Below are 15,407 nucleotides of genomic sequence, written 5' to 3' on the forward strand. Positions count from 1 at the left end.
ACTGCGGTCATCCCCGAACATTCCGTCATCCCCGCCTTCGCGGGGATGACGACGAAATTACCCTAAGCCACCTCAGCCACACGCCCCACCGGCGCCACGCTGCGATATTGGTGGATCGGCTTGCCCTGCTCCGCAAGCGCGCGCAGCAGCGGGGAGGGGGTATGCCCCATTTCCTCCAGCGCATCGGCGATCTTGGCCAGCCCCACGCCGTCCGCCCAGAACAGCGGCCCGCCGGTGAACACCGGCCAGCCATAGCCGTAGACCAAAGCGACATCGACGTCGGAGGCGCGGATTGCCACGCCTTCCTCCAGGATCCTCGCGCCTTCATTGACCACCGGATAGAGCAGCCGCGCGACGATCTCCTCGTCGCTGAACCGGCGCTGCGCCACGCCGGTCTTCGCCGCGAAGTCGCGGATCACCTGCTCGGCGATCGGCGAGGGCGCGGCGCGGCGCTTCTCGTCGTAATCATAATAGCCGCCGCCTTTCTTCTGCCCCCAGCGGCCCATCTCGCACAGCACTTCCACGACGCTCGAAGAGCTGCTCGTCGCCGCATCCCAGCCGATCACGTCGAGCCCGACCAGGTCGAGCATCGCGAACGGCCCCATCGGGAAGCCATAGTCGAGCATCACCCGATCGATCTCCCAAGGGGCAGGTCCTTCGAGGATCAGCGCCTGGGCGGCGGCCATGCGCGGCGCCATTATCCGGTTGGCGATGAAGCCGTCGCACACCCGGCTCAACACCGCGACCTTGCCGATCCTGCGGCCGATCGCCATCGCGGCGGCGACCACCTGCGGATCGGTCTCGGCACCGCGCACCACCTCCAGTAGCTTCATCACGTTCGCCGGCGAGAAGAAGTGCATGCCGACCACGCTTTCGGGCCGCCCGGTCGCGGCGGCGATCGCATCGACATCGAGGAAGGAGGTGTTGGTTGCCAGGATCGCGCCCGGCTTCGCCACCTTGTCGAGCCGCGCGAAGATCTCCTGCTTGAGCGACAGCTTCTCGAACACCGCCTCGATCACCAGGTCGACTTCGCCCAGCGCTTCGAACTCCAGGCTGGGGGTGAGCAGGGCCATGCGCTGCTCGAGCTGCTCGGCGGTCATCCGTCCCTTGTCGACCGTGACCTGATAGTTGCGCCGGATCGTCGCCACGCCGCGATCGAGCGCGTCCTGCGCCTGCTCGACGATCGTCACCGGCAGCCCGACATTGAGGAAGTTCATCGCGATGCCGCCGCCCATCGTGCCCGCGCCGATCACGCCGGCGCGCTTGACCGGGATCTCGGGCAGGTCTGCGGCCAGGTCGGGCACCTTGGCGGTCTGGCGCTCGGCGAAGAAGAAGTATCGCTGCGCGGCGGATTCGCGGCTGCGGAACAGCTCCCAGAACAATTCCGCCTCGCGCTTCATGCCCGCATCGAAGGGCAGGGCGACCGCCGCCTCAACCGCCTTGATGATGTTCTCCGGTGCCTTGAAGCCCTTGAAGGCGGGGGCATGCTTCGCGCGGAAGGCATCGAACAGCGCGGGATCCTGCCCGGCGATCCTGTCGGTACGGTCGCGGATGCGAGTGCGCGGGGTGTCGAGCCGAGCCGTGAGGAACGCCACCGCATCGGCGTGCAGCGTCTCCTCGCCGGTGATCGCATCGACCAGCGCCATCGCCAGCGCATCCGTTGCGCGTACCGGCTTGCCGATCGCCATCATCTCCAGCGCCGCCTCGGCGCCGACCACGCGTGGCAGCCGCTGGGTGCCGCCGGCGCCGGGCAGCAGGCCGAGCGCGACTTCGGGCAGACCGAGCTTCGCGGAAGGGGTGGCGACCCGGTAGTCGCACACCAGGGCCGTCTCCAGCCCGCCGCCCAGCGCGGTGCCGTGGATCGCCGCGACCACCGGCTTGGGCGATCCCTCGATCAGTGCGAGCACGTCGTGCAGCGGTGCGCCTGTCGGCGCGTTGTCGAATTCGCTGATATCGGCACCCGCGATGAAGGTGCGCCCGGCGCAGATCAGCACGATGCCCTGCACCGCTTCATTCTCGATCGCGGCACGGAAGCCCTGGTCGAGTCCGTCGCGCACCGCAGCGGACAGCGCGTTCACGGGCGGGGAATCGAGCGTGAGCGTCGCGATACCGCTCGCCACATCGAGCTGGGCGATCGAATTTATCTGCATGACTAAATTTCCTCTCGCGCTTTGTTTCTTTCGCATTTATTCGGCTAATTAAATCGAGAAGCAACTAGCGGAGTGGATGGGCGTGGGCAACGGGGAACGCGATCTTGCGGGGCGCGTGGCGCTGGTGACGGGCGCGTCCTCCGGGCTGGGCGTGCGGTTCGCCCGCCTCCTGGCATCGCGTGGTGCTCGGCTGGTGCTCGCTGCCCGCCGCGAATCGCTGCTCGCGGATTTGCGCGACTCGATTGTCGCCGGGGGCGGGGAGGCGATCGGCGTGGCGATGGACGTCACCGACGAAGCCTCGGTCCAGGCCGGTTATGACGCTGCCGAAGCCGCGTTCGGCACCGTCGATACGGTCATCGCCAATGCCGGCATGAACATGGAAGGCCCCGCGCTCGATCTCGACGTCGCGGCGTTCGACCAGGTACTGGCGGTCAATGTCCGCGGGGTGTTCCTCACCGTCCGCGAAGGCGCGCGCCGGATGATCGCGGCCAGGGCGGATGGGCGCGTGCTGATCGTATCGTCGATCACCGCGCAATCGGTCTCGCCCGGGCTCGCGGCATACAGCGCCTCCAAGGCCGCGGTGCTCCAGCTCGGCCGGGTGCTGGCGCGCGACTGGGCGAACAAGGGCGTCAACCTCAACATCCTGTGCCCCGGCTATATCGAGACCGATCTCAACGCCGACTGGTTCGGCACCGAGGCTGGCCACAGGCAGATCGCCAAATGGCCCCGCCGCCGGCTGATGGACGGCGACGCGCTCGACGGAGCGGTCGCGTATCTCTGCGGCCCGGCGAGCCGCTTCGTCACCGGATCGGTGGTCACCGTCGATGACGGCCAGTCGCTCTAAGGAGGAGAATCCATGATCCGCACCCGTTTCACCGAGGCTTTCGGCGTCGAGCATCCGATCGTGCAGGGCGGGATGATGTGGGTCGGCACCGCCGATCTCGTCGCCCCCGTCGCCGAGGCCGGCGCGCTCGGCTTCCTCACCGCGCTCACCCAGCCGACGCCCGAGGCGCTCACCAAGGAGATCGACCGCGTCCGCGAACGCACCGACAAGGTCTTCGGCGTGAACCTCACGATCCTCCCCTCGATCAACCCGCCGCCCTATGCCGAATATCGTCGCGCGATCATCGAGAGCGGCATCGGGATCGTCGAGACCGCCGGCTACAAGCCGCAGGAGCATGTCGACGATTTCAAGGCCGCCGGCATCAAGGTCATCCACAAATGCACCGCCGTCCGTCACGCGCTCTCCGCCGAGCGGATGGGGGTCGACGCGATCTCGATCGACGGCTTCGAATGCGCCGGCCATCCGGGCGAGGACGACATCCCCGGCTTGATCCTGATCCCGGCCGCCGCCGATAAGGTGAAAGTGCCGATCCTCGCCAGCGGCGGCTTCGGCGACGGTCGCGGACTGGCGGCGGCGCTGGCGCTCGGCGCCGACGGCATCAACATGGGCACCCGCTTCTGCGCCACCCGCGAGGCGCCGATCCACGACAATTTCAAGGCGGCGATGGTCGCAAACGACGAACGCGCGACCGAGCTGATCTTCCGCTCCTACCGCAACAGCGCCCGCGTCGCCCGCAACCGCATCGCCGAGCAGGTCGTCGCGATCGAGCGCGAGGGCCGCCCGTTCGAGGATGTCGCCGCCCTGGTGAAGGGCGCCCGCGGCCGCGAGGGGCTGGTGTCCGGCGACATCGACCACGGCATCTGGACCGCCGGCATGGTCCAGGGCCTGATCCACGACGTTCCCACCGTCCGCGAACTGGTCGAGCGCATCGTCGACGAGGCCGAGGCGATCATCGCCCGCCGCCTCGCCGCGATGCTCGCCCCCGAACCCGTTCCCGCCTGAAGGAGCCCCCGCATGGACATGGACTGGACCCAGGCCGAGCTCGCCTTCCGCGACGAAGTGCGCGCCTTCCTCGCCGACAAGCTCACCCCCGAGATCCGCCGCGCCGGCACGCTCGCGACCAGCGTCTACCCCGATCACGAAGCCAGCATGGCCTGGCAGCGCATCCTCCACGCCCGCGGCTGGGCCGCGCCGCACTGGCCGGTCGAGCATGGCGGCTGCGACTGGAGCGTCGCCCAGCACTATATCTTCAACCGCGAGCGCATCGCGGCCGGCGCCCCTTCGCTCTCGCCGATGGGCATCCACATGGTCGCCCATGTCATCATCCGTTTCGGCACCCCCGAGCAGAAGGCCTGGTTCCTCCCCCGCATCCTCACCGGCGAGGTGTTCTTCTGCCAGGGCTATTCCGAGCCCGGCGCCGGCTCCGACCTCGCCTCGCTCCAGATGCGTGCCGAGCCCGATGGCGACGACTTCATCCTCGACGGCTCGAAGATCTGGACCACCCACGCCACCGAGGCGAACTGGATCTTCTGCCTCGTCCGCACGTCGAAACAGGGTCGCCCGCAACAGGGCATCACCTTCCTGCTCGTCCCGATGGACCTGCCCGGCATCGAGGTCCGCCCGATCCTGATGACCTCGGGCGAGCATGTGCAGAACCAGGTGTTCTTCGACGCCGTCCGCGCCCCGCGCGCCAATGTGCTCGGCGAAGTCGATGCCGGCTGGTCGGTGGCGAAATACCTGCTCGAATTCGAGCGCGGCGGTGCCTACGCGCCCGCGCTCCAGGTCCGCGTCAGCGAGATCGAAGCCGCGGCCGCAGAGCGGCTCGCCGACTCCGTCCTCGCCACCCGCCTCGCCGAGCTGCGCATCCGCATCGATGTGCTCGAGATGATGGAGCTGCGCCTGCTCTCGGCCAGCGAAGGCGCCAGCGTCGGCGCGCTTGCCTCGATGATGAAGATCCTCGGCACCGAGCTGGCGCAGGACCTGGCCGCGCTCCATCTCGAGGCGGCGGGCGCCCAGGGACTCGCCTATCAGCCGCATGTCGTGATGCCCGGCGGCGCGATCCCCGCCTACACCCCGCCGGCCGACGGCCACGCCACCGGCGCCCCCTGGCAGGCGCTCGCCCCCTTACGCTACCTCAACGAGCGCGCCGGCTCGATCTATGCGGGATCGAACGAGATCCAGCGCAATATCCTGGCGAAAGCCGTGCTGGGTCTGTGAGTCCTTCCAAATCCTCCCCCGGAGGGGGAGGATCGGTTGACCTACGCCGCCCGCATCAGCGCCGCATAGCGCGCCACCTGCGCATCGGTGCTGCCGAAGCTCTGCGCGATCACCGTCGCCCGCTTGAAATAATGCCCGACCGCCAGCTCGTCGGTCATCCCCATTGCGCCGTGGAGCTGCACCGCATTCTCGCCGATGAAGCGCGCCGCCTTGCCGATCGTCGCCTTGGCTGCCGCAACCGCGCGCGCCCGTGCCTCGGGCGGCGCGCCCAGGTTGAGCGTCGCGAGATGGCTCGCCGACACGGCCTGTTCCAGTGCCAGGAACATGTCGACCATCCGGTGCTGCAGCGCCTGGAAGCTCGCCAAAGGCTGGCCGAACTGCCGCCGCTGCCTGGCGAACTCCACCGTGTCGTCGAGCATGCGCCGCAGCACGCCCACCGCCTCCGCGCACAAGGCAGCCCGCGCCGCATCGAGCACCGCCTCGATCGCCGGACCCGCCGCACCTGGCGCGCCAAGCAGCGCATCCGCAGGAAGATGCGCGTCGATCGCGACATCCCCGGCTGGCCGGTCGTCGATCAGCTGATAGGACTGGACCGTCACCCCCGGCGTTCCGGCCTCGACCAGGAACAGCGAAGGCCCGTCCCCCGTAGTCCGCGCCGCCACGACCAGGTGGCTCGCGCCCGGCGCACCGACCACCACGGACAGTCGACCGCGCAGATGCCAGCCGCCCGGTGCCGGCTCGGCCGCGAGCATCGCGGGCTCCAGCGACGACGCGATCCGCACCGCACCACCGGCGATCTCCGCCAGCAAGTCCTCGGCCCGCGTCCCGCCGCCCGCCAGCAGCGCCGCGCCGATCACCACTGTCTCCAGGAACGGCTCCGCGACCAGCGCCTCGCCGAGCAGCTCGGAAACCAGCATCGCCTCGACCGGCCCGCCGCCCATGCCGCCGGCCGCCTCGGGCAGCAGCACGCCGAGGATGCCCAGTTCCGCCAGCGCTCGCCACAGCGCCGCATCCTGCCCACGCCCCACGCTCACCCGCGCCCGCCGCGTCTCGAAGTCATATTGCTCGCGCAGATAGCGCCGCAGCATGTCGCGCAGCATCGCCTGTTCTTCGGAAAGCTCGAAATTCACTACCGGTCCTCCACCGGTAAAGCCTTGGCGAAGCAGGCGGATGCGGCAACTGCGAGAAGTGCTAGGGCGGGGGAGCATGCAATATTCCCCTCCCTGCAAGGGAGGGGCTAGGGGTGGGTTAGAAAAGAGCGGGCTCGATGCCCGGTCTTTTCTTTTTTTCCCACCGGCTGGCTGAGCTCCCCCGGCCTTCGCCGGGGTCGCAACCCACCCCCGACCCCTCCCTTTCAGGGAGGGGAGTAATGAAAGGGAAAAAACCTACCGCGCGCTCACAAATCCCAGCCCCGCCGCGATCTGGATCGCCTGCGCCCGTCCGGTGCTGCCCAGCTTGCCCCCCGCATTGCGCAGGTGGAACCGCACCGTCGAGGTCGACAGCGACAGGATGATGCCGATCTCGCCATCGGTCTTGCCCGCCGCCGCCCAGCGCAGGCACTGGACCTCGCGCCGGGTCAGCACCATCGGCCCCGATGCCGCGCGCAGCCGCGACGAGGCTTCGGCATGGCTCGCCACCAGCTTGAGCGCCAGCCCCTGCAGCCGCACCGCATGGCGGGCGAACTTCTGCTCGATCGCGTCGCCCTCGCGCCCGGCCCACACCACCGCGCCGACGATCGCGCGCGGCAGGTGCACCGGCGCGATGATCGCCGCCGCGATGCCCGTGGTCGCGGTCACCTGCCGGCAATCGATCGAATCGAGCAGCGCGCTGGTCCGCCAGGTGCCGAGCTTTCCCTCGGCATAGAAGCAGGGCTCGGCCATCACCCGCGCCACCTGCAGGAAGGGCGCGTGCAGCGCGAGCCGGCGATTGTGCCAATATTGGTCCGAGGGATCGAGCCACTGGAAATGCGTCTCGGCATAGGGCCGCCCGTCGGCATCGCGCATCGGCTCGGGATCGGCGATGTCGCCCTGCGCCGCGACAAAGGGAAGGCCGATCGCCAGCCCCGCTTCGCGCACTTCCTCGATCAGCAGCGTGGTCTCGGCCCACGCCTGGTCGCGTTCGATCGCCATGCCTCTCTCCCGAACCCTGTGACGGGTACCAGCTTGATCTGTTCTGCCGGCAGGCGATGGTCTGCATCAAACAAGCAGCCTCCGGAAGCCAGAAAACGGAGCGAAATGGGAGAGTTGGATGACGCGATTTCAGGTGGGATCGGCGATACCCTTCCTGTTGCTTGTGGCCGGCTGCGATTGGGGTTCGAGCGTCGATCTGCGCAATGAATCGGGCTCGGTCGTCGCCGCGCAGATCCGCAAGGTCGCGGGCGGCAGCGACTTCGCCCAGCCAGGCCGCTGGGAGACGAAAATCACCCTCAACCAGGTCGATGCCCCCGGCATGCCGGCGGGTTTCGTCGACAAGCTCAAGGCGCAGATGCGCCAGCCCCAGGTCGCCGCGAGCTGCCTGACGGCGGAGGATGTGAAGAAGGGCGCCTTCTATGTCGGCGAGGAGAACCAGGCCTGCCGCTATGAACGCTTCGCGATGGGCAAGGGCCGGATCGACGGCATGCTGCGCTGCTCGGACCAGATGGGCACCCGCTCGATGGCGATGTCGGGCAGCTATGCCCGCGACACCTACAAGCTGGTCGTCACCACCGACAGCCAGAGCGCCCAGCAGCCGGGCGCCGCGGGCAAGGTATCGGTGACGATGACGATGGACGCGAAGCGCTCGGGGCAGTGCCTGGGCACGGAAGGCAGGCCGCTGACGCGGCTATAGGGACGCCCGCCCAGTTCCACTAAACTGCTCCCCGGCGCACGCCGGGGCTCAGGGTTTCTCTGCCGTCCCGCTTGTGACCCTCGGCCCCGGCGTTCGCCGGGGAACGGAACCAGTCCTCCCCCGGAGGAGTGAAGGCGAACCCAACCCCATCCCCCGTCATCCCCGCGAAGGCGGGGATGACGATCAGGGCGGGATGACGGTCGGAGGAGCGGGTGTCCCCCCAAACCTGCCACGTTCGCCAGCTTGCCGCCTGCCCACCCCCGCAGCATTTTCCGATCAAATGCCGGCACATGTGGCTCGTCCGCAGGGGTGACCGGCGACAATGGGAGAGGTGCGATGGCCAACTGGACTGCCCTGCTCGCAAGCGCTGCGATACCCCTCACGCTTGCCCCCGCCGCGCTGGCACAGACCCAGCCGCTGCTCGACGAAGCCGCGATCCGCTCGCCGCTGGCGGCCGGGTGTGCCGGCAAGTCGGACGCGACGCCGCTGCCGGTCGATCCGCGCACGCTGATCGTGCCCAGCGTCAATTCGAACCCGAACGGCGCGGTCCGCTTCAATTCCTTCTTCACCAACCTGCACAATCCTCCGGCCCCCTATGTCAACCGGCTGCCGGCGCGGCCCAGCACCTGCGGCGCCTGGCGCGCCAGCGTCGCGCGCGGCAAGCAGAACCTCGAGACGCGGCAATATTTCCTGCCCTTCTCGCGCGCCCAGGATTACGACAAGCTCTGGGCGGTCTGGGGGCTCTCCTCCAAGCCCGCCGATTTCAACGAGCAGGTCGAGAAGCGCTACGGCTTCTATCCCGCGCCCTTCCGCAATCCCTATCCGCTGCCGGGCGAGAACCCGAACACCACCAATGGCGGCTCGGGCCAGCTTCCGCTTGGCCTGATCCAGGGCAAGGGCGATGACGGCAAATGGACCGGCACGATCACTGCGTCCTGCTCGGCCTGCCATGACTCGCGGCTGGGCAATGCGAGCGAGTCCGGTTTCACCTGGGGCCTGGCCAACAGCGCCAACGACGCCGGCCTGCTCGCCTCGGACCTGTTCCGCACCAGTCCGGTCACCTGGCTCGGCCTGGCGCTGCCGATCCCGTGGAGCGACGGCCGCGGGTCCAGCGACGCGATCGGCCTGATCACCCTGCTGCCCGCCCTGTTCGACATGGACACGCTGCAGCTCGCCCCGAGCCTGCTCGAATATACGCCCGACACGCCCGCCGGCGGCATGACCAAGGCGCCGGCCTGGTTCAACCGCGCCTTCAAGACGCGGCAATTCTGGGACGGCTCGCTCACCTCGGACAACGTCCATTCGGAAATGGCGTTCGGCGTCGCCACGCTCACCCGCGATGCCACTGCCCGGCGCGCGCTGGACAGCGATTTCGAGGACATCAACAACTTCCTGCTCTCGCTCTCGGCGCCCAAATATCCCGGCACGATCGATCGGCCGCTGGCCGAGCAGGGTGCGGTGATCTTCCACCAGCGCGATCTCTGGGCGAACGGCGCCAATGTCGAGATTCCGCGCCAGCCGGGTAACGGCTCCTGCGCGAGCTGCCACGGCGTCTATTCGCCGCGCTATGCCAACGACACCGCCTATCTGCCCGATCCGCGGCTCAAGGGCCTGCCGGGCAATGTCACGCCGATCGAGACGATCCAGACCGATCCGCGCCGGTTCAACCTGTTCGCCGATCCGCGCCAGCGCCGCGCCTGGAACAGCAGCTGGTGGGCGTACAACTCGCTCAGCCCGAGCTGGTACGGCTATCCGGTGGAGTCGCTGATCGCCAGCTCGATCCGCCGGGTCTATCGCGCGGTCTACGACAATGGCGGGCCGATCTATTCGCCGCTCGGGCCGAACGAATGGGTCGAGCCCAAGGGCTATGTCTCGCCGCCGCTCTATGGCGCTTGGGCGGGCGGGCCGTTCCTGCACAATGGCAGCGTCCCCGATATCTGGGGCATATTGAAGCCGTCGGATCGTCCGGCGGTGTGGAAGCGGCCCTATTCGCCGGCGGGCATCGGCGGCAAGAACCAGGGCTATGACTATAGCTATGCGTCCTACGACTTCGCCAAGCTCGGCTGGAAGTACGAGACGCTGAACTGCAGCAGCTCGCCTTCGGTCCCGCCCTATCAGCCGTGCAATGGCCAGGCGACGCCGGATCGCTTCTATTCGGCCTTCGCCAATTCGGCGGCGGGCTATCTCAACCTGGCCTATCAGACGCCGCCGCCGATCACCGACGAGCAGATTCGTTCGCGGATGAGCTTCAACAGCAACCTCTATGGCGACGGCAATGGCGGCCATACCTTCACCCAGTCGCTCACCGATGCCGAGCGGCTGGCGCTGCTGGAGTATCTCAAGACGCTGTGAGCGCCTTGCAATGTAGGGTTTCGTCTGGCTGGCTTGGGCGGCCGGTTTCCAGGCCGGCCGCTCCTTGAATCGGTCAGGCCTCGACTTGCGCCCAGTAGCGGTCGCGCAGCAGCCTTTTGTAGAGCTTGCCCGTGGGGTGGCGCGGCAGTTGGTCGACGAAATCGATCCGCCGCGGCTGCTTCACGCGGGAGAGCTGCGGGGCGAGCCATTCGGCCAGTTCCTCGGCAAGCGCGGAGGAGGGTTCGAATCCCTCCCCTGGCTCGACCACCGCGATAACCTGTTCGCCCATATCGGGGTGCGGTGCCCCGATCACCGCCACATCGGCCACCTTGGGATGGAGCACCAGCAGGTTCTCGATCTCCTGCGGATAGATGTTCACTCCGCCGGAAATGATCATGAAGCTCTTGCGGTCGGTAAGGTAGAGAAACCCCTCCGCATCGACATGGCCGACATCCCCCAGCGTGGTCCAGCCATGGCGGTTGGCGGCAGCTTCGGTCTTCTCGGGATCGTTGTGATAATGGAACCCGGGCCCGCCTTCGAAATGGACCAGCCCGGTTTCGCCAGTCGGCAGCGGCTCGCCGTCCTCGTCGCAGATCCGGATCGTGCCAAGCACCGCACGGCCGACCGATCCTGGATGGGCCAGCCAGTCCTTTGCGCCGATCATCGTCAGCCCATTGCCTTCGGTCCCGGCATAATATTCGAGCAGCACCGGCCCCCACCAGTCGATCATCGCCTGCTTCACCGGCACGGGGCAGGGCGCGGCGGCATGGATCGCCATGCGCAGGCTGGTCAGGTCATGCCGGCTGCGCGCGTCTTCGGGCAGCTTGAGCATGCGGATGAAGTGCGTCGGCACCCACTGCGCGTGCGTAATCTTGTGCCGCTCGATCAGCGCGAGCGCCTGCTCGGGATCGAACTTCTGCATGACGACCACGGTGCCCCCCAGCCGGTGCACCGCCATGCACCAGCGCAAGGGCGCGGCATGATAGAGCGGAGCCGGGGAGAGATAGACGGTATCGCCGTCCACCGCCGCATGCCGGGCGATGCCGACCATGGCGTTGGGCATGGTGATGTCGGTCTCGGGCAGCTGCGGGCGGATGCCCTTGGGTCGCCCGGTGGTGCCCGAGGAATAGAGCATGTCGGTGCCGGCGCGCTCGTCGGCGATGCGCGTGGCCGGCATCGCGCCGGCCTCGGCTTCCCAGGCGCGGAATGGCGGCACGGCGCCGTCGAGCATGAACAGCGCGACGTCGTCCAGCGCCACTTCCGCCGCTACCGCACTCGCAACCGATGCCAGTGCCCGGGAAGAGATCAGCGCCCGCGCGCCGCTGTCCTGCACAATGAACGCGGCTTCGCTCGCCGTCAGCCGCGAGGATACAGCCACGAAATACAGCCCGGCCCGTTGCGCGCCCCAGGCGATCTCGAGGAAGCGGAGATGGTTCTCCAGCAGCACCGCGACCGCGTCCCCCGGTTGAAAGCCGAGCGCGCGGAACAGCTGGGCCGCTTGGTTCGAGCGGGCTTCGAGCTCGCCGTACGTCAGGGCCTGGCCCGTCTCGGCCAGGATCAGCGCGGGCTTCTCCGGCGCGGTTTCGGCGTGGACGCAGGGATGCATTCGGCCCTCTCTCCTCTCCATCGGGAGCGGTTTCCGCTCTCCGAGGCGCAGCATAGCCGAACCGCGGAAATGCGCTGCTATCGCTAGTGATAGTTCCGCATGCCGGGGCAGGCGGCGATACCGGACGGGCGACCAGGGAGAGGAAAATGGCGCCAGACACGCCCGTCATGGTGGGCATCGGGGAGTCGATCGACCGCCCCTTCGCGATTTCGTCGGCCAGGGAGCCGCTGGCGCTGATGGCCGAGGCCGCGCGTTCTGCCGACGCGGATGCCGGTGGCTGGCTGCTCGGCCGGGTCGACGCACTTGACGTGGTGAGCATCGTCAGCTGGCGCTATGCGGATGTCGCCGCGTCGCTCTGCGCCGAGCTCGACATCGCGCCGCGTATACAGGCCTTTCACGAGGTCGGTGGCGAATCCCCGGTCCGCCTGCTTCACGAAGCGGCGCTGCGGATCGCCCGGGGCGAGAGCAGGGTCGCGCTGGTCGTCGGCGCGGAGGCGCAGCACAGTGCGGCGCGGGCGAAGCGCGAAGGCGAGACGCCACCCTGGACGCCCTTCGCCAGGGACGCACCCTCGCCGCTGCGCGGGGCCGACATCGTCCACCCGCTCGCGCTGCGCCACGGCCTGTCGACCCCTACCCAGGTCTATCCGTTGTTCGAGATGGCCAGCGCCGCCGCCTGGGGCCAGTCGCCGGAAGAAGCGCGGGCGGAGTCGGGCACGCTCTGGGCGCGATACGCCAAGGTCGCCGCCGAGAACCCCCGCGCCTGGATGCGCAAGGCCGCGACCGCGCACGAGATCGTCACACCTTCCGAGGCCAACCGGCTGATTGCCTGGCCCTATACCAAGCTGATGGTTGCCAACCCGGCGGTGAACCAGGGTGCGGCGGTGATCGTCACCAGCCTTGAGGTCGCCCGCGCGGCCGGCATCCCCGACGAGCGCATGACCCACATCCTCGGCGGCGCGGCGGCCAGCGAGCCGCGCGACTTCCTCGCCCGGGATGGGTTCGCCGCCAGCCCCGCGCAGGACGCAGTGCTCGCGGCAGCATCGGCACTGGCGCCCGGCGGCTTCGACGCGCTCGAGCTGTACAGCTGCTTCCCCTGCGTCCCCAAGATGGCGCGCCGCAGCCTGGGCCTCGGCCCCGATGTCGAACCGAGCGTCACCGGCGGCCTGACCTTCTTCGGTGGTCCGCTCAGCAACTATATGCTGCACGCCGCCTGCGCGATGGTGCGCGTGCTGCGCGGTGGCGGCACCGGGCTGCTCTACGGCCAGGGCGAGTTCCTCACCAAGCATCATGCGCTTGTCCTGTCGCGCGAGCCCGGCGCGCCGATCGCTCCCGGCTATTCGGTGCAGGCCGCAGCGGATGCCCGCCACGGGCCGGTGCCTGAACTGGTTGAGCCCGAACCCGGCCCGGCGACGCTCGAAAGCGCGACGATCCTGTACCAGCGCGACGGATCGGTCGATCGCGGCGTGGTCGTGCTGCGCACGCTCGAAGGCGCTCGTACCCTCGCCACGGTGCCGGCCGAGGATAGCGAGACGCTCGCGCTGATAACCGGCGAAGCACGCTTCCCGGTCGGCCTGATCGGCACGATCAACGACCAAGGCCAGTGGAGCCCGCGATGATGACCCCAACCCTGTATCATTGCCGCGACGCCCGCTCGTTCCGCGTGCTCTGGATGCTCGAGGAACTGGAAGCCGAATATCGGCTGGAACTGCTGCCCTTCCCGCCGCGGGACCGGGCGCCCGGCTATCTCGAGCTCAACCCGCTCGGCACCATCCCGCTCTTCCTGGAAGGCGAGGCGCGGATGACCGAGTCCGCCGCGATCTGCCACTATCTTGCGACTACGCGGGGCGACGGCCGTTTCGCTATCGCCCCCGGCGAGCTTGGCTATGCTGCCTATCTCGACGCGCTTTCGTTCGGCGAGGCCACGCTCACTTTCCCGCAGACCCTGGTGCTGCGCTACGCGATGCTGGAGGACGAGGCGCGGCGGGTGCCGCAGGTCGCGGACGACTACCGGCAATGGTATCTCGCTCGCCTGCGTGGCCTCGAAGCGATGCTGGCCGAAGCCGATCATGTCGCGGGCGGTCGCTTCACCGCCGCGGACATCTCGGTCGGCTATGCGCTGATGCTCGCCGAGTTCCTCCGCATCGGCGACGGCGGCCTGCCGCGTGTCGCCGCCTATTGGGAGCGATTGCGTGCCCGCCCGGCCTTTGTCCGCGCCAAGACGGCGCAGGTGCAGGAGCGGGCGGCATGATGCTGGAGGGTATCCGCATCGTCGACATGACGACGATCGTGTTCGGCCCCTATGCCACCCAGATGCTCGCCGACATGGGCGCGGAGGTCATCAAGGTCGAGGCGCCGGGCGGCGACCAGACCCGGCAGTTCGGCCGATCCCGTGCTGCTGCGCGGCAGATGGGTCCGGTGCATTGCACGCTCAACCGCGGCAAGCGGGCGATCGCGCTCGACCTGAAGGTGTCCGAGGACGCTGAAACCATGCGCCACCTGCTCGCCGCCGCCGATGTGTTCATCCACAACGTCCGCGGCGAGGCGATGGAGCGGCTTGGCTTCGGCTATGAAACGGTGCGCAGCCTGCGCGGGGACATTGTCTATGTCCATTGCCAGGGCTTCGGTTCGGGCGGCCCCTATGCCGGCTTGCAGGCCTATGACGACGTAATCCAGGCCGCGACCGGTACGGCCACCCTGCTGCCCCGTGCGGACGGCAATCCGGCCCCGCGGTACCTGCCGTCGCTGGTCGCCGACAAGGTTGCCGGGCTCTACGGCGCCCAGGCGGTGCTCGGTGCGCTGGTCCATCGGCTGCGCAGCGGGGAGGGGCAATTCGTCGAGGTGCCGCTGTTCGAAAGCTTCGCGCATTTCATGCTGCAGGAGCATCTGTTCGGCGCCGCCTTCGATCCGCCGCTCGAGCCCGCCGGCTATCCGCGCCAGATCGATCCCAACCGCCAGCCTTTCCCTACCGCGGACGGCTATGTCAGCATCGTGCCCTATACGCCGGCGACGATCGCGAAATTGTTCGAGTTGCTCGGTGCGACGGAAGTGTTCGACGATCCCCGCTTTGCCACGCCGATGGACCGGTTGCGCAATATCAGCGCGCTCTATGGCGAGATCGCCCGCTTCACCCCGGCGAGGACCAGCGCGGAATGGGTGAGAATCCTCAATGCCGGCGGCGTGCCCTGCATGCCGGTCCGCGATCTCGATGCGATCCGCGAAGACCCGCATTTGGCGGCGACCGGCTTCTTCCGCGCGCGAACGCACCCGGAGGAGGGGGACTATGTCGAGATGCCGCTCCCGATCCGCTTCGGCGTGCGGGCGGTGCCGGACGGTGCGGTGCCGCCGAGGATCGATGCCGATGGGGAAGCGATCCGGGCGGAGCTGGGGCCACAATAATCGTCATCCCGGCTTT

The 15,407-nt window shown here is 68.4% G+C and carries 12 protein-coding genes; 8 read left to right on the forward strand and 4 right to left on the reverse strand.

The features are described from left to right. Positions 1-62 precede the first annotated feature (62 nt). Entirely contained in the window at positions 63-2,150 is a 2,088-nt protein-coding gene (locus O3305_RS20525; protein WP_269574199.1) for a 3-hydroxyacyl-CoA dehydrogenase NAD-binding domain-containing protein, read from the reverse strand. Positions 2,151-2,226: 76 nt separating this feature from the next. Between O3305_RS20525 and O3305_RS20530 the strand changes: the two genes are divergently transcribed. From O3305_RS20530 to O3305_RS20540, 3 genes are read left to right on the forward strand one after another with little or no spacing between them, the layout of a single operon-like run. Next, positions 2,227-2,994 carry an SDR family NAD(P)-dependent oxidoreductase gene (locus O3305_RS20530; protein WP_502958155.1) on the forward strand — a complete coding sequence of 256 codons (768 nt, stop codon included), beginning with the start codon at positions 2,227-2,229 and terminating at the stop codon, positions 2,992-2,994. A gap of 12 nt (positions 2,995-3,006) precedes the next feature. Continuing rightward, positions 3,007-3,996 (forward strand): NAD(P)H-dependent flavin oxidoreductase, encoded by a 990-nt coding sequence (locus tag O3305_RS20535; RefSeq protein WP_269574201.1) that lies wholly within the window; start codon positions 3,007-3,009, stop codon positions 3,994-3,996. Between the two features lie 12 nt (positions 3,997-4,008). Continuing rightward, positions 4,009-5,211, forward strand: coding sequence for an acyl-CoA dehydrogenase family protein (locus O3305_RS20540; protein ID WP_269574202.1), 1,203 nt, complete (start codon positions 4,009-4,011; stop codon positions 5,209-5,211). Positions 5,212-5,252: 41 nt separating this feature from the next. Here the strand turns inward: O3305_RS20540 and O3305_RS20545 are convergent, their stop codons facing one another. Then, on the reverse strand, positions 5,253-6,341 hold the full coding sequence (locus O3305_RS20545; protein ID WP_269574203.1) for an acyl-CoA dehydrogenase family protein: 1,089 nt from the start codon (positions 6,339-6,341) through the stop codon (positions 5,253-5,255). A gap of 255 nt (positions 6,342-6,596) precedes the next feature. After that, the gene (locus tag O3305_RS20550; RefSeq protein WP_269574204.1) at positions 6,597-7,340 is read right to left on the reverse strand and encodes a helix-turn-helix transcriptional regulator; all 744 of its coding nucleotides are present in this window, start codon (positions 7,338-7,340) and stop codon (positions 6,597-6,599) included. Positions 7,341-7,458: 118 nt separating this feature from the next. On the opposite strand from O3305_RS20550, the gene O3305_RS20555 reads away from it, so the two are divergent. Further along, on the forward strand, positions 7,459-8,037 hold the full coding sequence (locus O3305_RS20555) for a DUF3617 domain-containing protein (protein WP_269574205.1): 579 nt from the start codon (positions 7,459-7,461) through the stop codon (positions 8,035-8,037). 336 nt (positions 8,038-8,373) lie between these two features. Next, the gene (gene roxA / locus O3305_RS20560; RefSeq protein WP_269574206.1) at positions 8,374-10,389 is read left to right on the forward strand and encodes a rubber dioxygenase RoxA; all 2,016 of its coding nucleotides are present in this window, start codon (positions 8,374-8,376) and stop codon (positions 10,387-10,389) included. A 73-nt stretch (positions 10,390-10,462) separates the two neighbouring features. On the opposite strand, the gene O3305_RS20565 is transcribed toward roxA, so the two are convergent. Then, positions 10,463-11,995: an acyl-CoA synthetase gene (locus O3305_RS20565; RefSeq protein ID WP_269574207.1), complete on the reverse strand. Its 1,533-nt coding sequence runs from the start codon at positions 11,993-11,995 to the stop codon at positions 10,463-10,465. A gap of 146 nt (positions 11,996-12,141) precedes the next feature. Here O3305_RS20565 and O3305_RS20570 point away from each other — a divergent pair, with 146 nt between their 5' ends. From O3305_RS20570 to O3305_RS20580, 3 genes are read left to right on the forward strand one after another with little or no spacing between them, the layout of a single operon-like run. Then, positions 12,142-13,611: an acetyl-CoA acetyltransferase gene (locus O3305_RS20570; protein WP_269574208.1), complete on the forward strand. Its 1,470-nt coding sequence runs from the start codon at positions 12,142-12,144 to the stop codon at positions 13,609-13,611. Next, complete coding sequence (locus O3305_RS20575; RefSeq protein ID WP_269574209.1) at positions 13,611-14,243, forward strand: glutathione S-transferase family protein; 633 nt, start codon at positions 13,611-13,613, stop codon at positions 14,241-14,243. The genes O3305_RS20570 and O3305_RS20575 overlap by 1 nt, the downstream gene beginning before the upstream one ends. Continuing rightward, entirely contained in the window at positions 14,240-15,391 is a 1,152-nt protein-coding gene (locus tag O3305_RS20580) for a CaiB/BaiF CoA transferase family protein (RefSeq protein WP_269574210.1), read from the forward strand. Before O3305_RS20575 ends, O3305_RS20580 begins: the two co-directional genes overlap by 4 nt. Positions 15,392-15,407: the final 16 nt, after the last annotated feature.

The organism is Sphingomonas sp. NIBR02145 (assembly GCF_027359115.1).
In the GTDB taxonomy this organism is placed as follows: domain Bacteria; phylum Pseudomonadota; class Alphaproteobacteria; order Sphingomonadales; family Sphingomonadaceae; genus Sphingomonas; species Sphingomonas kyeonggiensis_A.

Excerpts from the sequence above, each read along its gene's own strand:
- O3305_RS20525 (WP_269574199.1), bottom strand. The coding sequence starts at position 2,150 with ATGCAGATAAATTCGATCGCCCAGCTCGATGTGGCGAGCGGTATCGCG.
- O3305_RS20530 (WP_502958155.1), top strand. The coding sequence starts at position 2,227 with ATGGGCGTGGGCAACGGGGAACGCGATCTTGCGGGGCGCGTGGCGCTG.
- O3305_RS20535 (WP_269574201.1), top strand. The coding sequence starts at position 3,007 with ATGATCCGCACCCGTTTCACCGAGGCTTTCGGCGTCGAGCATCCGATC.
- O3305_RS20540 (WP_269574202.1), top strand. The coding sequence starts at position 4,009 with ATGGACATGGACTGGACCCAGGCCGAGCTCGCCTTCCGCGACGAAGTG.
- O3305_RS20550 (WP_269574204.1), bottom strand. The coding sequence starts at position 7,340 with ATGGCGATCGAACGCGACCAGGCGTGGGCCGAGACCACGCTGCTGATC.
- O3305_RS20555 (WP_269574205.1), top strand. The coding sequence starts at position 7,459 with ATGACGCGATTTCAGGTGGGATCGGCGATACCCTTCCTGTTGCTTGTG.
- roxA (WP_269574206.1), top strand. The coding sequence starts at position 8,374 with ATGGCCAACTGGACTGCCCTGCTCGCAAGCGCTGCGATACCCCTCACG.
- O3305_RS20565 (WP_269574207.1), bottom strand. The coding sequence starts at position 11,995 with ATGCATCCCTGCGTCCACGCCGAAACCGCGCCGGAGAAGCCCGCGCTG.
- O3305_RS20570 (WP_269574208.1), top strand. The coding sequence starts at position 12,142 with ATGGCGCCAGACACGCCCGTCATGGTGGGCATCGGGGAGTCGATCGAC.
- O3305_RS20575 (WP_269574209.1), top strand. The coding sequence starts at position 13,611 with ATGACCCCAACCCTGTATCATTGCCGCGACGCCCGCTCGTTCCGCGTG.
- O3305_RS20580 (WP_269574210.1), top strand. The coding sequence starts at position 14,240 with ATGATGCTGGAGGGTATCCGCATCGTCGACATGACGACGATCGTGTTC.